Source organism: Streptomyces sp. NPDC029044, assembly GCF_040637495.1.
Classification (GTDB): Bacteria; Actinomycetota; Actinomycetes; order Streptomycetales; family Streptomycetaceae; genus Streptomyces.
In genome coordinates this window covers 65,375-82,947 of record NZ_JBEZWN010000013.1, presented here as the reverse complement: position 1 = coordinate 82,947, position 17,573 = coordinate 65,375, and the positions used below count along the sequence as shown (strand labels likewise).

General features: G+C 73.1%; 14 protein-coding genes. 9 read left to right on the top strand and 5 right to left on the bottom strand.

What is annotated here, in order from left to right; all coding sequences use genetic code 11:
• Positions 1-103: 103 nt before the first annotated feature.
• Positions 104-1,504 carry an FAD-dependent monooxygenase gene (locus AB0E85_RS14350; RefSeq protein ID WP_361926054.1) on the top strand — a complete coding sequence of 467 codons (1,401 nt, stop codon included), beginning with the start codon at positions 104-106 and terminating at the stop codon, positions 1,502-1,504.
• Positions 1,505-1,561: 57 nt separating this feature from the next.
• Here AB0E85_RS14350 and AB0E85_RS14345 read toward each other — a convergent pair whose 3' ends face one another.
• The 3 genes from AB0E85_RS14345 to AB0E85_RS14335 all read right to left on the bottom strand — a co-directional run bounded on the left by AB0E85_RS14345 (position 1,562) and on the right by AB0E85_RS14335 (position 4,330).
• Positions 1,562-2,410 (bottom strand): SMP-30/gluconolactonase/LRE family protein, encoded by an 849-nt coding sequence (locus AB0E85_RS14345; RefSeq protein WP_361926052.1) that lies wholly within the window; start codon positions 2,408-2,410, stop codon positions 1,562-1,564.
• On the bottom strand, positions 2,407-3,180 hold the full coding sequence (locus tag AB0E85_RS14340) for an IclR family transcriptional regulator (RefSeq protein WP_361926050.1): 774 nt from the start codon (positions 3,178-3,180) through the stop codon (positions 2,407-2,409). The genes AB0E85_RS14345 and AB0E85_RS14340 overlap by 4 nt, the downstream gene beginning before the upstream one ends.
• A gap of 190 nt (positions 3,181-3,370) precedes the next feature.
• Complete coding sequence (locus tag AB0E85_RS14335; protein WP_361926048.1) at positions 3,371-4,330, bottom strand: trypsin-like serine protease; 960 nt, start codon at positions 4,328-4,330, stop codon at positions 3,371-3,373.
• Between the two features lie 315 nt (positions 4,331-4,645).
• Between AB0E85_RS14335 and AB0E85_RS14330 the strand changes: the two genes are divergently transcribed.
• Both AB0E85_RS14330 and AB0E85_RS14325 read left to right on the top strand, forming a co-directional pair.
• Positions 4,646-6,262: a M6 family metalloprotease domain-containing protein gene (locus tag AB0E85_RS14330; RefSeq protein WP_361926045.1), complete on the top strand. Its 1,617-nt coding sequence runs from the start codon at positions 4,646-4,648 to the stop codon at positions 6,260-6,262.
• A gap of 21 nt (positions 6,263-6,283) precedes the next feature.
• The gene (locus AB0E85_RS14325; protein ID WP_361926043.1) at positions 6,284-6,589 is read left to right on the top strand and encodes a hypothetical protein; all 306 of its coding nucleotides are present in this window, start codon (positions 6,284-6,286) and stop codon (positions 6,587-6,589) included.
• A 6-nt stretch (positions 6,590-6,595) separates the two neighbouring features.
• On the opposite strand, the gene AB0E85_RS14320 is transcribed toward AB0E85_RS14325, so the two are convergent.
• Both AB0E85_RS14320 and AB0E85_RS14315 read right to left on the bottom strand, forming a co-directional pair.
• Positions 6,596-7,852: a helix-turn-helix domain-containing protein gene (locus AB0E85_RS14320; protein WP_361926041.1), complete on the bottom strand. Its 1,257-nt coding sequence runs from the start codon at positions 7,850-7,852 to the stop codon at positions 6,596-6,598.
• Positions 7,853-7,854: 2 nt separating this feature from the next.
• The gene (locus AB0E85_RS14315) at positions 7,855-8,007 is read right to left on the bottom strand and encodes a hypothetical protein (RefSeq protein ID WP_167345865.1); all 153 of its coding nucleotides are present in this window, start codon (positions 8,005-8,007) and stop codon (positions 7,855-7,857) included.
• 214 nt (positions 8,008-8,221) lie between these two features.
• Here AB0E85_RS14315 and AB0E85_RS14310 point away from each other — a divergent pair, with 214 nt between their 5' ends.
• The 6 genes from AB0E85_RS14310 (at position 8,222) to AB0E85_RS14285 (ending at position 17,564) form a co-directional block, all read left to right on the top strand.
• On the top strand, positions 8,222-9,217 hold the full coding sequence (locus AB0E85_RS14310) for a DUF3068 domain-containing protein (RefSeq protein WP_361926036.1): 996 nt from the start codon (positions 8,222-8,224) through the stop codon (positions 9,215-9,217).
• A gap of 218 nt (positions 9,218-9,435) precedes the next feature.
• Positions 9,436-10,626, top strand: coding sequence for a glycosyltransferase family 4 protein (locus AB0E85_RS14305; protein WP_361926034.1), 1,191 nt, complete (start codon positions 9,436-9,438; stop codon positions 10,624-10,626).
• A gap of 56 nt (positions 10,627-10,682) precedes the next feature.
• Positions 10,683-11,408, top strand: a complete 726-nt coding sequence (locus AB0E85_RS14300) for a class I SAM-dependent methyltransferase (protein ID WP_361926191.1) — start codon at positions 10,683-10,685, stop codon at positions 11,406-11,408.
• Positions 11,405-15,577 carry an alpha-(1->3)-arabinofuranosyltransferase gene (locus AB0E85_RS14295; RefSeq protein WP_361926032.1) on the top strand — a complete coding sequence of 1,391 codons (4,173 nt, stop codon included), beginning with the start codon at positions 11,405-11,407 and terminating at the stop codon, positions 15,575-15,577. Before AB0E85_RS14300 ends, AB0E85_RS14295 begins: the two co-directional genes overlap by 4 nt.
• Positions 15,574-16,821, top strand: coding sequence for a condensation protein (locus AB0E85_RS14290; protein WP_361926030.1), 1,248 nt, complete (start codon positions 15,574-15,576; stop codon positions 16,819-16,821). Before AB0E85_RS14295 ends, AB0E85_RS14290 begins: the two co-directional genes overlap by 4 nt.
• The gene (locus AB0E85_RS14285) at positions 16,818-17,564 is read left to right on the top strand and encodes a class I SAM-dependent methyltransferase (protein ID WP_361926028.1); all 747 of its coding nucleotides are present in this window, start codon (positions 16,818-16,820) and stop codon (positions 17,562-17,564) included. Before AB0E85_RS14290 ends, AB0E85_RS14285 begins: the two co-directional genes overlap by 4 nt.
• The last annotated feature ends 9 nt before the right edge of the window (positions 17,565-17,573 follow it).

Sequence of the window (17,573 nt, the reverse complement as noted above, 5' to 3'; positions counted from 1 at the left end):
ACCGGTGTCGGCGGACGGGTGTTGTGTGCCGCGCGGCTGTGGCCGGACGACGGGGAATGCCCTCAGGGCAAAGGAGCCTTCATGGCTGAGTGCGGGGAGTCGCATGTCGCGTAGAGCTGTCGTCATCGGTGCGGGGCTGGCCGGCATGCTGGCCGCGGCGGCCCTGTCCGCCGTCGCGGACGAGGTGGTCGTGCTCGACCGGGACGATCTGCCCGAGGGGCCGGAGCACCGCAAGGGCCTGCCGCAGGGACGTCACGCGCATCTCCTCATGGCCGGCGGCCTGGCGCCCATGGAGGAGCTGGTGCCGGGCGTGAGCATGCGCAAGCACCTGCTCGCCGCCGGTGCGCACGAGATCCCGCTCGGCTCGGGCATGGTCGCGCTGACGCCCGAGGGCTGGTTCCGGCGCTGGCGCCACCCCGGACCGCGGATGCTGACCTGCACCCGGGCCCTGCTCGACTGGGCGGTGCGGGGGGCCGTGCTGGACAGCACCGGGGTGATGGTCCGCAAGGCGCATGTGCTGGAGCTGACGGGGTCGCGGCAGCGGGTGACCGGGGTGCGCCTGTCGACCGCCGCCGGGGAGGAGGACCTCACCGCCGACTTCGTGGTGGACGCCGGCGGACGCGGCTCGCGGATCGTGACCTGGCTGGCGGCGCTGGGCGTCGACGACGTGCGCGAGAAAACGGTGGACGCCGGCCTGGTGAACGCCACCCGCCTGTACCGCACTCCCGAGGGGGCCGGGCGTTTCCCCCTGACCATGGTGCAGGCCGATCCGTACCAGGGGCGGCCCGGCCGCAGCGGCATGGTGCTGCCGGTCGAGGGCGACCGCTGGATGGTCAGCCTCGCCGGCACGCGGGGCGGCGGCGAACCGCCGTCCGATCCGGACGCGTTCCTCCGGTACACCCTGGACCTGCCCGACCCCATCGTGGGCCGGCTGATCTCCGGCGCGGAACCGCTCACCGACGTCCATGTCAGCCGCAGCACCAGCAATCACCGCCGGTACCTGGAGAAGGTCCGCTCCTGGCCCGAGCGCCTCGTGGTCCTCGGTGACGCGCTGGCCACCTTCAACCCCGCCTACGGGCAGGGCATGTCGGTGGCCGCGCTGGGTGCGCGGGCGCTGGACCGCGAGCTGCGGCGGTCCGGCCTCGGCGAGCCCGGGCTCGCCCGGCGTGTGCAGCGGCGGGTGGCCAGGCCGGTGGAGTCCGCGTGGACGATGGCGGTGAGCCAGGACGTCTGGTACCCCGGGACGCGCGGGGGCTCGCCCGGGATGGCCGACCGTCTGGTCACCGCCTACACTCGCCGCATGATCCGCACCGCGACCGGCTCGTACACGGCGGCGTCGGCGGTCTGGGACGTGATGAGCATGACGACGGGGCCGACCCGGCTGCTGCGGCCCTCGACGGTCCTGGCGACGCTGAGCGGGCCGCCGCTGCCCGCGGCGGTCGGGGCGCCGCTGACGGAGGACGAGCGTGCGGTCCTGCGGCGGCTGGACCGCACGGGAGGCTGAGACGGGGGCGGTCCGGTCCGCTCCCGGGCCCGGCCGCCCTCGCCCCTGCGCCTGTGATCAGCCGGCGAAAGCGGGCTGTGCCACTCCCTTGCCCGCCCCGGGCACCACGAACAGGGACCCCGCCAGGGCGGGCGGCTCGGTCAGCCCCGTACGGGCCGTGGTGATGTACAGGTCGGTCAGGTCGGGCCCGCCGAACGCGCAGGCCGTCACCAGCGGCACCGGCAGCTCGATCACCCGGTCCAGCTCACCGCCGGGGGTGTACCGACGCACCGCCGAGCCCTGCCACAGGGCGACCCACACACACCCCTCGGCGTCCACGGTCAGCCCGTCCGGGAAGCCCGCGCTCTCCTCGACCCGGGCGAGGGTCCGCCGGCCGGAGATCCGACCGTCCGCGTAGTCGAAGACGTCGACCCGCCGGGTCGGGGAGTCGATGTAGTACATGAGCCGCCCGTCGGGGCTCCACCCCGTGCCGTTGCTGACGGCGACGTCGTCGAGCACGGTCTGCACGGCGCCCCCGCCGGTGACGCGGGACAGCGTGCCGCCCCCCGGCGCCTCGTCGTAGCGCATGGTGCCCGCCCACAGCGCGCCGTCCGGCGCGATCGCGGCGTCGTTGGCGCGGCGGCCCGGGACCGGCTCGTGGTGGAGCCAGCGGAAGCGGTCGTCCGGGTCGAGGAGGCCGATCCCGTCGCGCAGGTTCAGCACCAGGCCGCCGCCGGCGCGCGGCTTGACGGCGCCGATGTGCTGTTCCGTGCGGCGGACGGCGCGACGCCCCGTGGCCGGGTCGTAGGTGTGCAGGCGGGAGCCGAGGATGTCGATCCACAGCAGCCGGCCGGCCGCCGCGTCCCAGGTGGGTCCCTCACCGAGCTCGGCCTCGGCCCGCACGGCGACCTCGTACGGCGTCGTCATGCCATGCCCCGGTGACCGAGGTGCTCGGACAGCTCGGCGGCGCCCTTGACGGCGAGCTGCTCCAGCTCGGCGCGGCGCTCCTCGCTCCAGCGGATCATGGGCACGGAGATCGACAGGGCGGCGACGACCTGCCCGGTGCGGTCGCGGACGGGTGCGGCCACGCAGGACACGTCCGGGTTGGACTCGCGGTTCTCCACGGCGAGGCCCCGCTCACGGATCCCGGCCAGGGCCTCGCGCAGCGCGCCCGGGTCGGTGATGCTGTTGGGGGTCATCGCGACCAGCTGGGCGCTGTCCGGGATGCGCGCGGCGAGCTCCGGCTCGGGAAGGGAGGCCAGCAGCATCTTGCCGACGGAGGTGCAGTGGGCGGGCAGCCTCCGGCCGGCCGCCGACACCATGCGCACGGCGTGCGTGGAGTCGACCTTGGCGATGTAGATGACGTCCGTGTCCTCCAGGATCGCCACATGCACGGTCTCGTCGCAGGTCTCGGCGACGGACCGGGCGACCTGCTGGCCCTCGGCCGCGAGGTCCAGCTGCTCGGAGTAGCGGGCACCGAGCTGGTACGGGCGTACTCCGAGCCGGTAGCGTCCTGGCTGACCGGGCATCGGGACGATGTACTTCCGGGCGGCGAGCGTGGTCACCAGCTCGTGCACGGTGGTGCGCGGCAGCTGGAGCTTGCGCACGATGTCGGGGGCGGAGAGCGTCCCGTCCCCGTCGAGGAAGAGCTCCAGAATGTCGAGAGCCCGGGTCACGGCTGGTACGAGGCGTCCCACGACCGGCCCCCTCCCTATATGTCTCAGGCGCCTGTGTTCGAGATTTCAACAGGCGATCGGCATGACGAACACAGGCTAGCCATAGAGGTATGTCCGGGCAATGGGCAGCGGCAAGCAATGGGCAGACGCGCGCGCCGGAGGGAGCCGCGTTCCTGCGGCGGCTCCCTCCGGTGCACGGGTGGGCCGTGTATCAGGGGAAGTCGGCCCTGGCCTTGTTGACGAGACGGGTGAGGTTGTTGCCGCCGGCGATGGCGTTGTAGTTGCCGCCGAGGCCGCCGCTGGCACCGGCACTGGCCACGCCGACCACGAAGGGCCCCTCGTTCCAGAAGCCGAAGACCGGACTGCCCGACATGCCCTTGAGGAAGTCGCCGGTCTTGGTGATCAGCATGCGGCCGCCGCCCAGGTCGAAGTCGTCCTCGTCGAGGAAGAAGCCGGTCTGGAAGTTCGCCGCCGTGGAGTGGATGATCCGCTCGTAGGCGATGTTGAACCAGTTCGCGGTCTCGTTGTCCCAGTCGGAGTCGTAGGTGCGGCAGCCGAAGAAGCCGAAGCCGTCGCCGAGCCGGCTGTCGAGCATGACCACCGCGTAGTCGTCGTCGGCGTTGCTGTAGGTCACGTCCACGATGTGCTCGTAGGCCATGATGTGGGTGCCGCCCGCGCTCGCGAGCTGGGTGGAGCCCTGGACGAGGCTCACGGAGACGGTGAGCGCCTGCCAGTCGATGACGTGGCTGGCGGTCAGGACGTGCCGCGGGCCGATCAGGGCGCCGGAGCCGCTCCCGGAGCCCGAGGAGACATTGCAGGCCAGCACCCAGGGGAAGGTGCGGTCGTCGTAGACGCGCCGGCCGTCGGGATTGAAGACCAGGAGCGGCTCCAGTTCCTGCCCGGCGAAGACGAGCTGCGGAGGTTCGCCGACCTGGAAGCGGTTCGGTTCGAAGCGGATGCCGTCCTGGTGGTCCGGCATCGACGGCATGAGGTCGGCGGCCGGCTGAGCCCCGGCCGCCGGGGTCTTCACGGGCAGTACCGTCGACTTGGGCAGCTCGACGGGCTTGAGGCCGTTGGGGTCGGGGACCTGGTGCTGGGGGACGTGCAGGGGGGAGGTGCGGATCTCCGCGGCGGAGAGCGGAGGGCGGTTCGATTCCGGGATGCCAGGCATGAGGGTGCTCCACGGAGGGTGTGCCGGTGGAGGGGCGCGGGGGGTGACGCTGCGAGGGTCCGCGCCGGCGGGGGATCGGGGACGACCCGATGAAGTTGAATGTTGAGCCGTCCTGTTGAGGACTTCGCGCGGGCGGCCGGCCCGGCGTTCCCTTCCATCAAACCTCGTTTTCCCCCGCGGCGCATATGCGCACCGAGGGCCCTACGACGGGGAGATGAGCCTGCGCAGGCATGGGCCGGGGGCTGCGGTTGCGGCGTCCCGGGGCGCGTGCGTGACTGGCACCAACCCCACTTTCCCGCATCGAGGGGCACCACCATGTCCGATCACCTTCCCCACCGCACCGGCGCCGTCTGGTCCGACTTCTGCGCCGTGTCCCCCAGCCCCGAACTGCGCGAGCGGTTCCAGGAAGAGCGGCAGCGCTTCGAGTCCGCCTCGTCGCTCGGCGGCCGGTTCGTCATGGGCGGCGGGCCGCGCTACCCCGGCCTCGACGACGGCATGATCAGGCCGGCCCACGAGTACCCCATCGGCACCCCGCGTGAGTCCATCGCCGCGGCGGCGGCCGAACGCGCCCCGCTCACCGGCGCCGTGCGCGTGGTCGTCATCCTCGCCGACTTCTCCGACAAGGAGATGACGGCCGATCAGCAGCACTTCGAGAAACTGTTCTTCTCCCTCGGCGCCATGGAGCACGGCAGCGTCCGGGAGTACTTCCGGGAAGTGACGCACGGTCTGGTCGACATCGTCGGCGAGGTCGTCGGTCCCGTGCGGCTGCCGCAGAAGCTCTCCTGGTACGCGAACGGCAACTTCGGCATCGGCCGTCCCTCCGGCGCCCCCAGGGCGCACTTCATGGCCCGGGACACCGCGGTCACCGCCGACCCGCAGATCAACTACGCGCCGTACGACAACGACGGCAACGGCTTCGTCGACGCCTTCATCGTCGTGCACGCGGGCAGGGGCGGCGAGGTCACGGGCGACCCCGGCGACATCTGGTCGCACAAGTGGGTCCTGCCGAGCGCCTACAACGCGGACGGCGCGCGGATCTTCGCCTACCTGACCATTCCCGAGGACGCGAAGATCGGTGTGTGCGCCCATGAGCTGGGCCACCTCGTCTTCGGCTTCCCGGACCTGTACGACATCGACGGCACGTCGGAGGGAGTCGGCAACTGGTGCCTGATGGGCGGCGGTTCATGGGGTCTCGGCGGCGACCGGCCAACCCACCCGTCGGCCTTCTGCAAGGTCGACCAGGGCTGGGCGACGGTGGTCAACGTCACCGGCCCCGCCGCCCTCTCGCTGCCCGACGTCAAGAACAGCCACCAGGTGCACCGGCTGTGGACCGGCGGGCTGCCCGGCAGCGAGTACTTCCTGCTGGAGAACCGGCAGCAGACCGGCTACGACGCCTCGCTGCCCGCGTCGGGGCTGCAGATCTGGCACATCGACGCGCACCAGCCGGACAACTCCGACGAGACCCACTACATGGTGGGCCTGGTGCAGGCCGACGACGCGCAGGACCTGGAGAACGGCACGAACCGCGGTGATCCCGGCGACCCCTACCCGGGGAGCACCAACAACACCGCCTTCGGTCCGGCGACCGCTCCGAGTTCGCACTCCCACGCGGGCGCCCCGACCGGCGTCTCCGTCACCGGCATCTCCGCCTCCGGCCCCACCATGACGGCCACCGTCGACGTCACCGTGCCGGGCCCCGTGCACCTGCCCGTCCACGCCGGTGCGTCACGGGCCGAGCCGGCCGCCGAGACCGGTCTGCCCGAGATGGTCCACGCCCTCCGGGCGCGGCTGGAGGCGCTGGAGCAGACGGTGGGTGAGGCGCGCGGGCCGGAGCCGCTCGCCGCGGCCGGCTCGCGACCGGAGTTCAACGGCGCGCCCGGCCCGGTGAAGGAGACCATCGGCGGCAGGGTCCACACCTATCGCCGGCCGTAGGAGACACCCGGAGGTGACCTCATGGTGCAGGCGATCGAGAACCTCACCGCGCTGACCACCCGCCTGGTCACCTCGCAACCCCATCCGCGGCTCAAGGGCTGGGACCGGCTGGTCGTCGACGTGCTCGACGCCCGGCCGGTCGCCGGCCGGGCCGACCTGCTGTCCCGGTACGTGGGCGAGCGCCTGGAACTCGCGGCGCCCCGGGCGCTGGTGGCGGGCCTGCCCCCGGGGACCGTCATCCGGCTCAGGGCGAAGCTCGCCGGGGGCGGCGCGATGGCCGAGAAGCAGCCCCCGCCGGGCACGTTCGCGGCGGAGCCGCCCCGCTGAGCGGTCTCAGGCCCGTCCCCGCCGCCCCCGCATCCCTCCCAGCTCTCCCCTCAACCGCTGTGCCCGCAGGACCAGTTCCAGTTCGAAGCGGCGGTCGGGGTCGTCGATCTCGTCGCCCCACAGTTCGCGGATCTGGCGCAGGCGGTAGCGGACCGTCTGGGGGTGGACGCCCAGGCGGGTGGCCACCTCCGGAGCGCCGCCGCGGGTCTCCAGCCAGGCCAGGAGGGTCTCGGCGAGGCGCCGGCCGTGGGTGGGGCCGCAGTGGGTCAGGGGGGCCAGGCACCTCAGGGCCAGGTCGTCGATGAGTTCTTCGGGCTGGAGGAGGACCAGGGCCTCGGTGTGTTCGGTGCAGTAGAGGACCTCGCCGGAGGGGAGGAGGTCCCGTTCCATCAGACGGACCGCCGCCTCGGCCCAGCGCAGGGACTTGGCCGCCTCGGTGAGCGGGACCGGTGGGCCGATCGCGCCGGACCAGCCGGCCAGGGCCCGGTGCATGAGCTCGGAGCGGCCCGCCGCGTCCGGCTCGGGCACGACCATGCGGGGCTGCTCGTACTCCATGTCCAGCAGAACGCCCTGGCCGACCGCGGGGGCCATCGCCTCGCGGGCGGGGCGGAGCAGGACGCCGACCGCGACCTTCGCCGGTAAGGGCCAGCCGATCCGGGCGGCGCGTTCGGTCAGGGCCTCGGAGGGATCGCCGCGGTGGTGCTCGGCGAGGAGGAGCTCCATGAGGCGGCGTTGCAGACGCAGGCGTTCGCCGGCCTGGCGGGCGGCTGCCTCTGCGTAGCCGCGTACGGACTGGTCGACCAGGCCGTCGAGGTACTCGTAGCCCGCGTCGACGAGTTCGTACATCGCCGGGGGCGGGATCTCCACGCGCTGGCCGATGTCGGCGAAGCGGCGCCAGGCCAGGCGTACGCCCATGCGGTAGATGGCCTGGAGGGAGTCGAGGGAGCGGCCGTTGAGGCCTTCGCCGCGGCCGAAGTCCTGGAAGACGCCGGGCGGGACGGTCGGGCGCCCCTCCGAGTGCTCCAGGTGCTGCACGAAGACCTCGATGGCCCGGCGGATGCCGACCAGGGCCATCGGCTCGCCGGAGTCGTCGAGGACGACGGGCAGGTGCGGGTACTCCCGCTGGATCTCGCAGAGGATCTCCTCGGCGAGGGCGGGCGCCTCCGCCATGGCGATCGCGGCGAACCGGCGTACCTGGAAGCGCGGTACCTCGTGCCAGGCCGAGCGCGTCGAGAGGGCGGCTGCGGTGCGGGCGGCCGTCACGGTCAACTCCCCTGGTCCGTTTGCTCGTACGTGATCAGGGGGGTGTTCGGTTGGTCGGGTGTGGCTTCGAGCAGCGCGACGACGCCCAGCGCGGCGCCCACGGCCAGGGCGGCGGCGAGCGCGACGGTCAGCGCGGCAGCGAGCAGTCTCGACATCGCAGGGTCAGCCTCTCTGTCCGGATTCGTCCGGAGATCGTCCGGAGGTTTCCCCACCTCGGCGTCCCGTCCCTGCCTGTCGCGCCCAGTTTCGACAAGCATTGACACCCCGTCAAGAGCCGCCTACGGTTCCCGGCCCAACCGCACGTGCGCATTCCGCCGCCGTGCCGGCCCTCTCGTACGTCGAGCCGTCCCAAGCCACTGGAGTGCCCGGATGCGCCGTACAACCTCTCCCTTTTCCCTGGTCCTGCTGGGTCTCGGTACGTTCCTGCTGGTGCTGGCGCCCCTGCTCGCCTGGTACGTGGAGCCCCGTGCAGCGGTGAACCCGATCGACATCGACACGACCGCCGTCTACACCGGCCGGGGCAGCGTCTTCGACACTGACCGGATCGAGACGGTTCCCGACCGGAAGATCACCGTGACCCAGCGGGTACGGGGCAACGTCGAGGACAGCGAACGCAGCGGCAACGCCGTCTGGGACGTGACGACCACGGTCGACACCGACAAGTCGCTGCCGGCCGCCGATCCGCACGACGCGCTGGACTTCGTGCCGCACCGCTGGGTGATGGACCGGAAGACCACGCGGCCCGTGCACTGCTGCGGGGAGAAGCCCTACATCGAGGGCGAGGCGTACCTGAAGTTCCCCTTCGACGTGCAGAAACGCTCCTACCAGTGGTGGGACAACACCCTCGGCGACACGGTCGTGCTGCGCTACCGGGGCACCGCGAAGATCCAGGGCTACACGGGCTACAAATTCACCGGCTCCGTGCCGCCGACGAAGACCGGCACGCGCATGGTGCCCGGCAGTCTCGTCGACCAGCCGAACCGGCCGCAGGTGCTGGCCGAGGAGTGGTACTCCAACCACGGGTTCGAACTGGTCGTGGACCAGGCGACGGGCCGCGTGATCTACGCGCAGACCGGCCCGAAGCGGACCCTGCGGGCGCCGGGCGGGAAGAAGGACGCGGCGGTGCTGCTGGACAGCCGGAAGGTCTCGTTCACCACCGCGACGCAGAAGGAAGCCGTGCGGCAGGCGAAGCGGGACAGCGGGCAACTGCGGACGGTGGGCACGACGCTGCCGATCGGGGCGGCGGCGGGTGGCTTCGTGCTGGCGGTGGTGGGGGGTGTTCTCGTGGCGCGTGGGCGGAAGGAGCCGGAGAGCCCCGTTCCGGCCGATACGTCCGGTACGCCCCAGCCCACCCTCACGATGTGATGTGACGTCAGCTCCAACAAAGCCGGAAATTGTCACGTCGGTGAGTAGCCGTGGCGAACGTCCGGGCGAAAACTGTCCAACCCCACCCGAGCACATCCCGTCCACACTCCCCTCCCAGGAAGAGCTCAGGCCCCGCACAGACCGACCCCCTGTGACGACGACACCCCCCACGGTTTCCCCACGCTGAGTTCCGCACCCCAACACGAGTTGGAGCACCCATGCCCCAGCACGTACCGTCCCGGCTGCGTGCCGCGCTCCCCAGTGCGTCGCAGCACCTCTCGGCGCTCCCCCCACATCCGCGCCGGATCGTTTTTCTCGCCCATCGTGATCTGGACAACCCCTCCGCCGGCGGCTCCGAGCTGCTGGTCGACCGACTCGCCGACGGACTGACCCGGCTGGGGCACCAGGTGACCCTGCTGTGCGGAGGGCCCGCTTCCCCCAAGCTCTCGGCTTCGCTCGAGCAGGGAGGTGCCCCCATCCGCGACTACCGGGTCGTCTCCGCCGGCGGCCCCTACGGCCACTATCTGCGCGCCCGGTCGGCCTTCACCCGGCAGGTCGGCGCCTGCGACCTGCTGGTCGAGGTGTGCAACGGCATGCCCTATCTGGCGCCGCTGTGGCACCGGGGGCCGACGCTGACCCTGGTCAACCACGTCCACACGGACCTGTGGCCGATGCGCTTCGGCGGGCCCCTGGCCCCGGCGGCGCGGATCGGCCGAAGACTCGAACAGTGGGCGCTGACCGGCGCGCAGCAGCGGAGTCTGCTCGTCGCCGTGTCCTCCTCCACCGCGCACGCGCTGCGGGCGATCGGCGTCGAGCGGGACCGGATCCGGGTCGTGCACAACGGGGTCGAGGAACCGGGGCCGAGGGCCGAGCGTTCGCCGGAGCCGTTGTTCGTCGCCGTCGGGCGGCTCGTCGAGTACAAGCGGATCGATCTGCTGCTGCGGCTGTGGGAGCGGGTACGGCCGGTGACCGGCGGGCGCCTGGTGATCGTCGGGGACGGGCCCGAGCGGAGCCGTCTGGAGCAACTGGCGGGTCCCGGAGTCGAGTTCACCGGGTACGTCTCCGAAGCCGAGAAGCACCGGCTGCTGTGTGCGGCCTGGCTGCTGCTGCACCCGTCCGCCGTGGAGGGGTGGGGGCTGGTGGTGACGGAGGCCGCGGCCCGCGAGACCCCTGCCGTCGCCTTCGACGTGCCCGGGCTCAAGGACTCCGTGGTCGACGGTGAGACCGGCGTCCTCGCACGGGGCGAGTCCTCCTTCGCCGCGGCGTGGTGCGCGTTGGCCCTCTCCGGGCGGCGGCGGGAGCTGATGGGGAAGGCGGCGCGGGAGCGGGCCGCACAGTTCCGGTGGGACCGGACGGTGCGGCAGTTCAGGGCGGTCGCCACGGAGGCGGTGAGGAGCTGCGCCCCGTGAAGCCGCCCACGCGCCCGCGCGGCGGACCCGCAGATGTCTCAGCCTCGCGCCCCTATGTGCGCGACCCCTCGTTCCGGAGATCTCTCGCCCTGTTCCGTGCCTTCCTCCATGAGCAGGACGATCCCGAGGCGTGCTACTCGCTGCTCGCCCGCGACGCCGTCGACCAGGTCGAGTCCTACGACGGGCCGGTCGCCGGGCGTACCGTGCTCGACGTCGGTGGCGGTGGCGGGTACTTCACCGGGGAGTTCCGGCGCCGCGGGGCGAACGCGTTCCTCTTCGAGCCCGACCTGGCCGAGCTCGGTGAGAAGCCCCCCGACGCGGCCGTCGTCGCCGACGGGTACCTGCTGCCCGTGCGGGACGGCGCCGCCGACGTCACCTTCTCCTCCAACGTGCTGGAGCACGTGGCGGATCCGGAGACGTTCCTGAGTGAGCTGGCCCGGGTGACCCGCCCGGGCGGGCTGATCTACGTGTCGTTCACCAACTGGCTGTCGCCGTGGGGCGGGCACGAGTGGGCCCCGTGGCACTACTTCGGCGCCGACCGGGCCCGCGCCCGCTACCTGCGGCGGACCGGCAGGCCGGCCAAGCACACCCTCGGCGAGAACCTGTTCGCCGTGCACATCGGCTCCACCCTGCGGCAGGTGCGGGCCCGGGACGACGTCACGGTCGTCTCGGCGCGCTCCCGCTACTGGCCGTTCCTCGCGGAGGCCGTCGTCAAGGCGCCCGGCATCCGCGAGTTCGCCACCTGGAACCTCCTCCTCATTCTGCGGCGGTGTCCTGCATGACGACCACGGTTCAGGCTCCTCCCCCGGCAGCCGTCCCCACCACCGCGACCACCGCGGGCCCGCCCGACGGCCCGCGGTCGCGGCGCTGGCTGATGGGCTTCTGGGCCGTGGTGTTCGTGTTGTTCCTCGCGGTGCAACCCGGGCGGCAGACCTTCGACACCAAGCTCGGAGTCACGGTCGATCCGGGGCAGTTCCTCGCCGATCTGGGCCAGTTGTGGCACGACCGGGCCGGCTTCGGCGGGATCCAGGACCAGTACGTCGGCTATCTGTGGCCGATGCTGCCGTTCTACTGGCTGTGCGACCTAGTGCGGCTGCCAGTGTGGCTGGCGGAGCGGCTGTGGCTGTCGCTGATCGTGTCCGTCGCCTTCTGGGGGGCGCTGCGGCTGGCGGAGCGGCTCCGCGTCGGGAGCGGGGCGTCCCGTCTGCTGGGTGCGGTGGCGTACGCGCTGTGGCCGGTGTTCACGACCGTGATCGGGTCGACGTCGGCGGCCGCGCTGCCGGGGGCGTTCCTGCCGTGGGTGCTGCTGCCGCTGACGAACGAGCGGTACGCCGCCCGGGTGGCGGCCCTGCGGTCGGCGCTGCTCGTGCCGTTCATGGGCGGGGTGAACGCGTCGGCGACGCTGGCCTCGCTGCTGCCGGTCGGGCTGTACCTGCTGTCGCGGCCGCCCGGGCCCCGGCAGCGCAAGCTGATCGCCTGGTGGGCGCCCGCCGTGATCGTGGTGACGGCCTGGTGGTGGGTGCCGCTGCTGCTGCTCGGTGTCTACGGCGAGAACTTCCTCCCCTATATAGAGACTTCGCAGACGACGACGGACACCATGGCGGCGACCGAGGCGCTGCGCGGGGCCGGCAACTGGGTCGCCTATCTGCACCTCGGTGAGGCGTGGCTGCCGGCCGGCTGGGCCGTGGCCTCCTCCGTCGTCGTGATCGTCTGCTCGGCGCTCGCCGCCGGACTCGGGCTGGCCGGGCTCGCGCGGCGGGACATGCCCGAGCGGCGGTGGCTGGTCCTGACGGTGCTGGTGGCCGTGCTGGTCCTGCTCGCCGGGTACGGCGGGGCGTTCGGGGCGCCGTTCCACGGCATCGTGCAGGGCTGGCTGGACGGGTGGCTGTCGCCGTTCCGGAACATCTACAAGTTCCAGACGGGTGTGGCGCTGGCGCTCGTGCTGGGTCTGGCGCATCTGGTGGGCGTGGCCTCCGAGCCGCACGGGGCCCGGCGGGTGCGCGGCCGGCGCTTCGCCCCGCTGATCGCGGCCGTGCTGATCCTGCCGGGGCTGCTGTGGCCCTACCTCAACGGCTCGATCCTCAACCCGGGTTCCTTCCAGAAGCTCCCCACCTACTGGCAGGCGACCGCCGACTGGCTGGAGAAGTACTCCCCCGACTCGCGCGCCCTGGTCGTCCCGGCGACCGCGCACGGCGTCTACACCTGGGGCTCTCCCATCGACCAGCCGCTCGACGTGCTCGCCGAGTCGCGGTGGGCGCAGCGCGACTACGTACCGTTCGGCACGCCCGGCAACCGGCGCGCGATGGACGCCGTCGAGCAGGCGCTGATGTCCGGCTCCCACGTACCCGGCCTGGCCGACTACTTGAGCAGGGCCGGGCTGTACTACGTCGTCGTACGCAACGACCTCGATCCGGACCAGATCGGGTACGTGCCCACCGCGACCGTCAAGCGCACCCTGGAGCAGTCCGGGTACGAGCGGGTGACGGGGCTCGGGCCGGTGATGACCGGCGGCCGGATCGCGCAGGACGCGCCGCTCCAGGTCGAGGGGCTGTACCCGCGGCAGCGGGCCGTGGAGATCTACCGGCCGACGGGGGACGACGTGATCCGGCCCGGGCAGGCCGGACTCGCCCCGGTCTCCGACACGGCCGTGGTGTCCGGCGGGCCGGAGGCGCTGCTGCCGTTGGCGGAGCGGCTGCGCGGCCGGGCGACCGTCCTGACCGGCGACAACCATCCCGGGCTCGGCACGCCGGCCGTGCAGGTGCTGGGTGACGGGCTGCGGCGGGCGGACACCCGGTTCGGGCTGGTCAACGCCGGTACGTCGTACACGTACACGCGCGACGAGCGCAACGCGCCGGACGCCCAGCAGGACCCGGGCGAGAAGCCGCGCCAGATCCTGCCCGCCGAGGGCACGGACCACCAGACGGTGGCCGAACTGCGCGGCGCCCGCTCGGTGTCGGCGTCCTCGTACGGCAACTGGCTGTTCCACCTGCCGCAGTACGACCCGGTGAACGCCTTCGACGGCAACCCGGACACCGCGTGGGCGGAGGGCGCGCCGGACACGCCGGACGGGCAGTGGCTGCGCATCGGCTTCACCGGCTCCTACGACATGCCGTCCTCCTTCAAGGTGACGCCGCTGCCGCAGGAGAGCGTGCGGGCGGCGGCGACGAAGGTGCGGGTGGAGACCGAGAAGGGTGAGAGGACCAGCTTCCTCCAGCCGAACGGCACGACGCAGCGGATCAAGGCGCCCGCGGGCGCGACGGACTGGATGAAGCTGACGATCGTGGACTCCGTGGAGCGCCGGACCGGTCTCACCGGCGCCGGCTTCTCCGAGATCGACCTGCCGGACGTGCAGGTGACCCGTCTGCTGCGGCTCCCGGCGGACGCCGAGAACGCCACGTCGGCCGCGACCCTCGTCTCCCTGCACCGCGCCGCCGACCCGACGGGCCTGTCCGCGACCGGCACCGAGGCGGGCCTGCACCGCCGCTTCACGACACCGGCCGCCGGGACGTTCGAGGTGCGGGCGAACGCGGTGCCGGTGCCGGGCGAGGCACTCGACGAGCTGCTCTACGAGGTCGCGCCCGAGCAGCAGGCCCGGATCGTCGCCACCGCCGACTCCACGGCGCGCCTCGGCGCGGGCCTCGCGGCGCGCAACCTCACCGACGGCGACCTGACCACGGCGTGGATCGCGGGCGACCGGCCGACGATCCACCTGCGCTGGGAGGGCAAGCAGCCGGTCGGCGAACTGGTCCTGGCCCCCGCGGGCGGCCTGTCCGCCCGGGCCTCCGAGGTGCACATCAGCTCCCCCGACGGCGCGGCCATCGCCGGCGCCGACGAGAACGGCTGGGTCCGCTTCCCGCCGATCACCACGGACCGGCTCGACATCACCATCACCGAGACGGCCCCGCTGACCCTGCACAACCCGGTCGCCGACGAGGACCTGCGCCTGCCGGTGGGTCTCACGGAGGCGTACGTCCCGTCCCTCGACCAGTACCGCACCCCGCAGCCGGACGGCACCCGGGAGTTCTCCCTGCCGTGCGGCAAGGGCCCGGACGTGGCGCTGGACGGCGAGCTGTACCAGACGAGCGCGAAGGGCACCGTGCGGGACCTGGTGGAGCGCCGGGGCGTGCGGGTGACCCTCTGCCAGGACGGCCGGGGCGACGCCGAGGTGCGGCTCGCGGCCGGAGAGCACCGGCTGGAGGGCGGAGACGCCGGACCGCTCGCGCTCACGGACGTGACGTTGACCCGCGGCACGGTCCCCGACGCCGCGGCGGCCGGGCGCGACCTGCGGATCCGGGACTGGCTGGGCGACCGGCGCGCGGTCACGGTGGGCTCGGGCGCCGCCTCGTACCTGACGACGTACGAGAACTTCAACGACGGCTGGAAGGCCACCCTGGACGGCAAGGAGCTGACCCCGGTGCGGCTGGACGGCTGGCAGCAGGGCTGGCGGGTCCCGGCCGGGGCGGGCGGCGACGTCAAGCTGTCCTACGAACCGGCCACGACGTACGACGCCGCCCTGATCGGCAGCGGCGCCGGCATCGCGGTCCTGCTGGGCCTGGCGCTGTGGCGCCGCCGCGCCGCCAACCCCGACGCGCCCCAGCCGGCCCCGCCGCTGCCCGGCTTGTGGCTCGGCACGGTGGCGCTGACGCTGGTCGCCGTGGTGATCGCGGGCTGGTTCGCGCTGCTGGTCCCGGCGCTGGCGCTGCTCGCCGCGCGACGGCACACCCTGCTGGTGCCGATCGCGTTCACCGCCCTGGCCGCGGCCGGGATCGTCGCGGCCTTCGGCGCCGGGGAGCCGGTGGGCGCCGGTGCGGGCGCGTTCGGGCATCTGGCCCAACTGCTCGCGCTGATCGGCCTGTTCGCGGGCCTGGTGGGCCTGCGGGAGGGGCCGGCCCCCGAGGCTCCGACACAACGGCTGCCGAAGACCGAACAGGGGGAGGGCACACCCGCATGACGGCACCGGTACGCATCCCGTTCCCGGTGGTGGACGAGGTCTCCCGGCACTGCCTCCAGGAGGAGGAGCCGGAGACCGTCCACATCGAGGTCCACCTCCCGGGTCCCCTCGACCGGGCGCGGCTGCGCAAGGCCTTCCTGGAGGCCCTGCACCGGCATCCGCGGATCCTGATGCGGGAGGCGCGGGGGCCGTGGTACCGGCGGCAGTACGAGTGGGAGCTGACGGCGGAACCGGACGTGGAGGTGGTGACCTTCGCGCCGCCGGGCCCACGAGCCCTGCTTGACGCGCGGGCCCGGGCCCTGGCGGCCGCCCCGCCGCTGTCGGCGTCCCCGCCGATCCGGCTGGAAGTGGTGGACTCGGTCCTCCTCCTCACCATCAACCACACCGCCCTGGACGGCCCGGCGTGCCTGCGCGTCCTGGCCACGGCCGCCGAGCTGTACGGCGGCCGGGACAACGCCCCGGCGGCGCCCCCGACCCGCCCCGCCGAGCCCCGGCAGGACCTCGCGGACACCCCGGCCACCTGGTCGCCCCCGGCGCGGGTGGCGCACGGCACCCCCGACCCCTCCCCGGGCAACGGCATGCTCGTCGCCGAGCTGCCCCTCCCGCACCGCCCCAAGGGGTCGCCGTACACCGTCAACGACCAGCTCATGGCCACCACGGCCCTGACCATCGCGCACTGGAACCGGGAGCACGGCGCCCGTCCCCGACCCCTGCGCATCACGATGCCCGTGGACGACCGCCCCCGCGACACCACGATGCCCATCGGCAACGGCACCCGCCTGGTGGAAGTCCCCTACGCGCCGGGGGAACTGGACGTCACCGACATGCCGGCCCTGTTGCGCCGCACCGCGGAGCGGACCCGTGCCCTGAAGTCCCTCCCCCGCCCTCAGCTGGGTCACGGCGCCGCCCTCCTGACCGCGCCCTGGGCGCCCGTCACCGCCCGCGCCGCCCTCACCCGCACCCTGCGCAGAGCCGCCGCGCCCTGGACGTCGACGACCCTGCTCAGCAACATCGGCCGCATCCCCTACCCGCTGGACTTCGGCGACGAGGCGGGCCGCGCGCACGCCGTCTGGTTCTCGGCCCCGGCCCGGATGCCGCGCGGTCTGACCGTGACCACCGCCTCCACCGCGGGCCGCCTCCATCTGGCCCTGCGCTGGTCGAAGGCGCTGCTCAGCCACGGCGACGGCGCCCACCTCCGCGACCTCTTCGAGCACTACCTGCACACCACGGAGGTGACCCCGTGACGACGCCGACCACCACCGGACCCCCGCCCCGCGACCTGCGCGACTTCTACGAGAATCCGGCCGTCCCGGTCGCCTCCGGCACCCCGCGCAGCCTCCGCCAGGCCCGCATGCTGGCCCGTGCCCTGAGCGGCCCGGCGACCTCGGGCCCGCGGACGATCCTCGACATCGGCTGCGGGGACGGCACCGCCGCCGCCACCGCCGCGCCCCTCCTGCCCGGCCACCGCGTCGTCGGCGTCGACTGGTCCCAGGACGCCCTGCGCCGCGCCCGCACCCGTATCCCGTACGCGGTGCGCGGCGAACTCACCGGCGGCGGGCTGCCGTTCGCGTCCGGCTCGGCCGACGCCGTGCTGTTCAGCGAGGTCATCGAGCACCTCGTCGACCCGGACGCGGCGCTCGACGAGATCCGCCGGATCCTGCGCCCCGGCGGGCATCTGATGCTGTCCACGCCGAACCTCGCCGCCTGGTACAACCGCGGCCTGCTGCTGGCCGGAGTACAGCCCGTGTTCTCCGAGGTCAGCCTGCGCGGCATCCACGGCCGCCCGGGCAAGGAGGTCGTGGGGCACCTGCGCCTCTACACCCCCCGCGCGCTGAAGGAGTTCGTCGCCGCGTCCGGCTTCACGGTCCAGCGGCTGGAAGGGGCTCCCTTCCACGGCGTGCCGCGCCCGCTGCGCCCGCTGGACCGGCTGGCCTGCGCCCGGCCGCAGCTCGCGTCGATCCTGCTGCTGCACGCCAGGAGGACGTAACCCATGTGG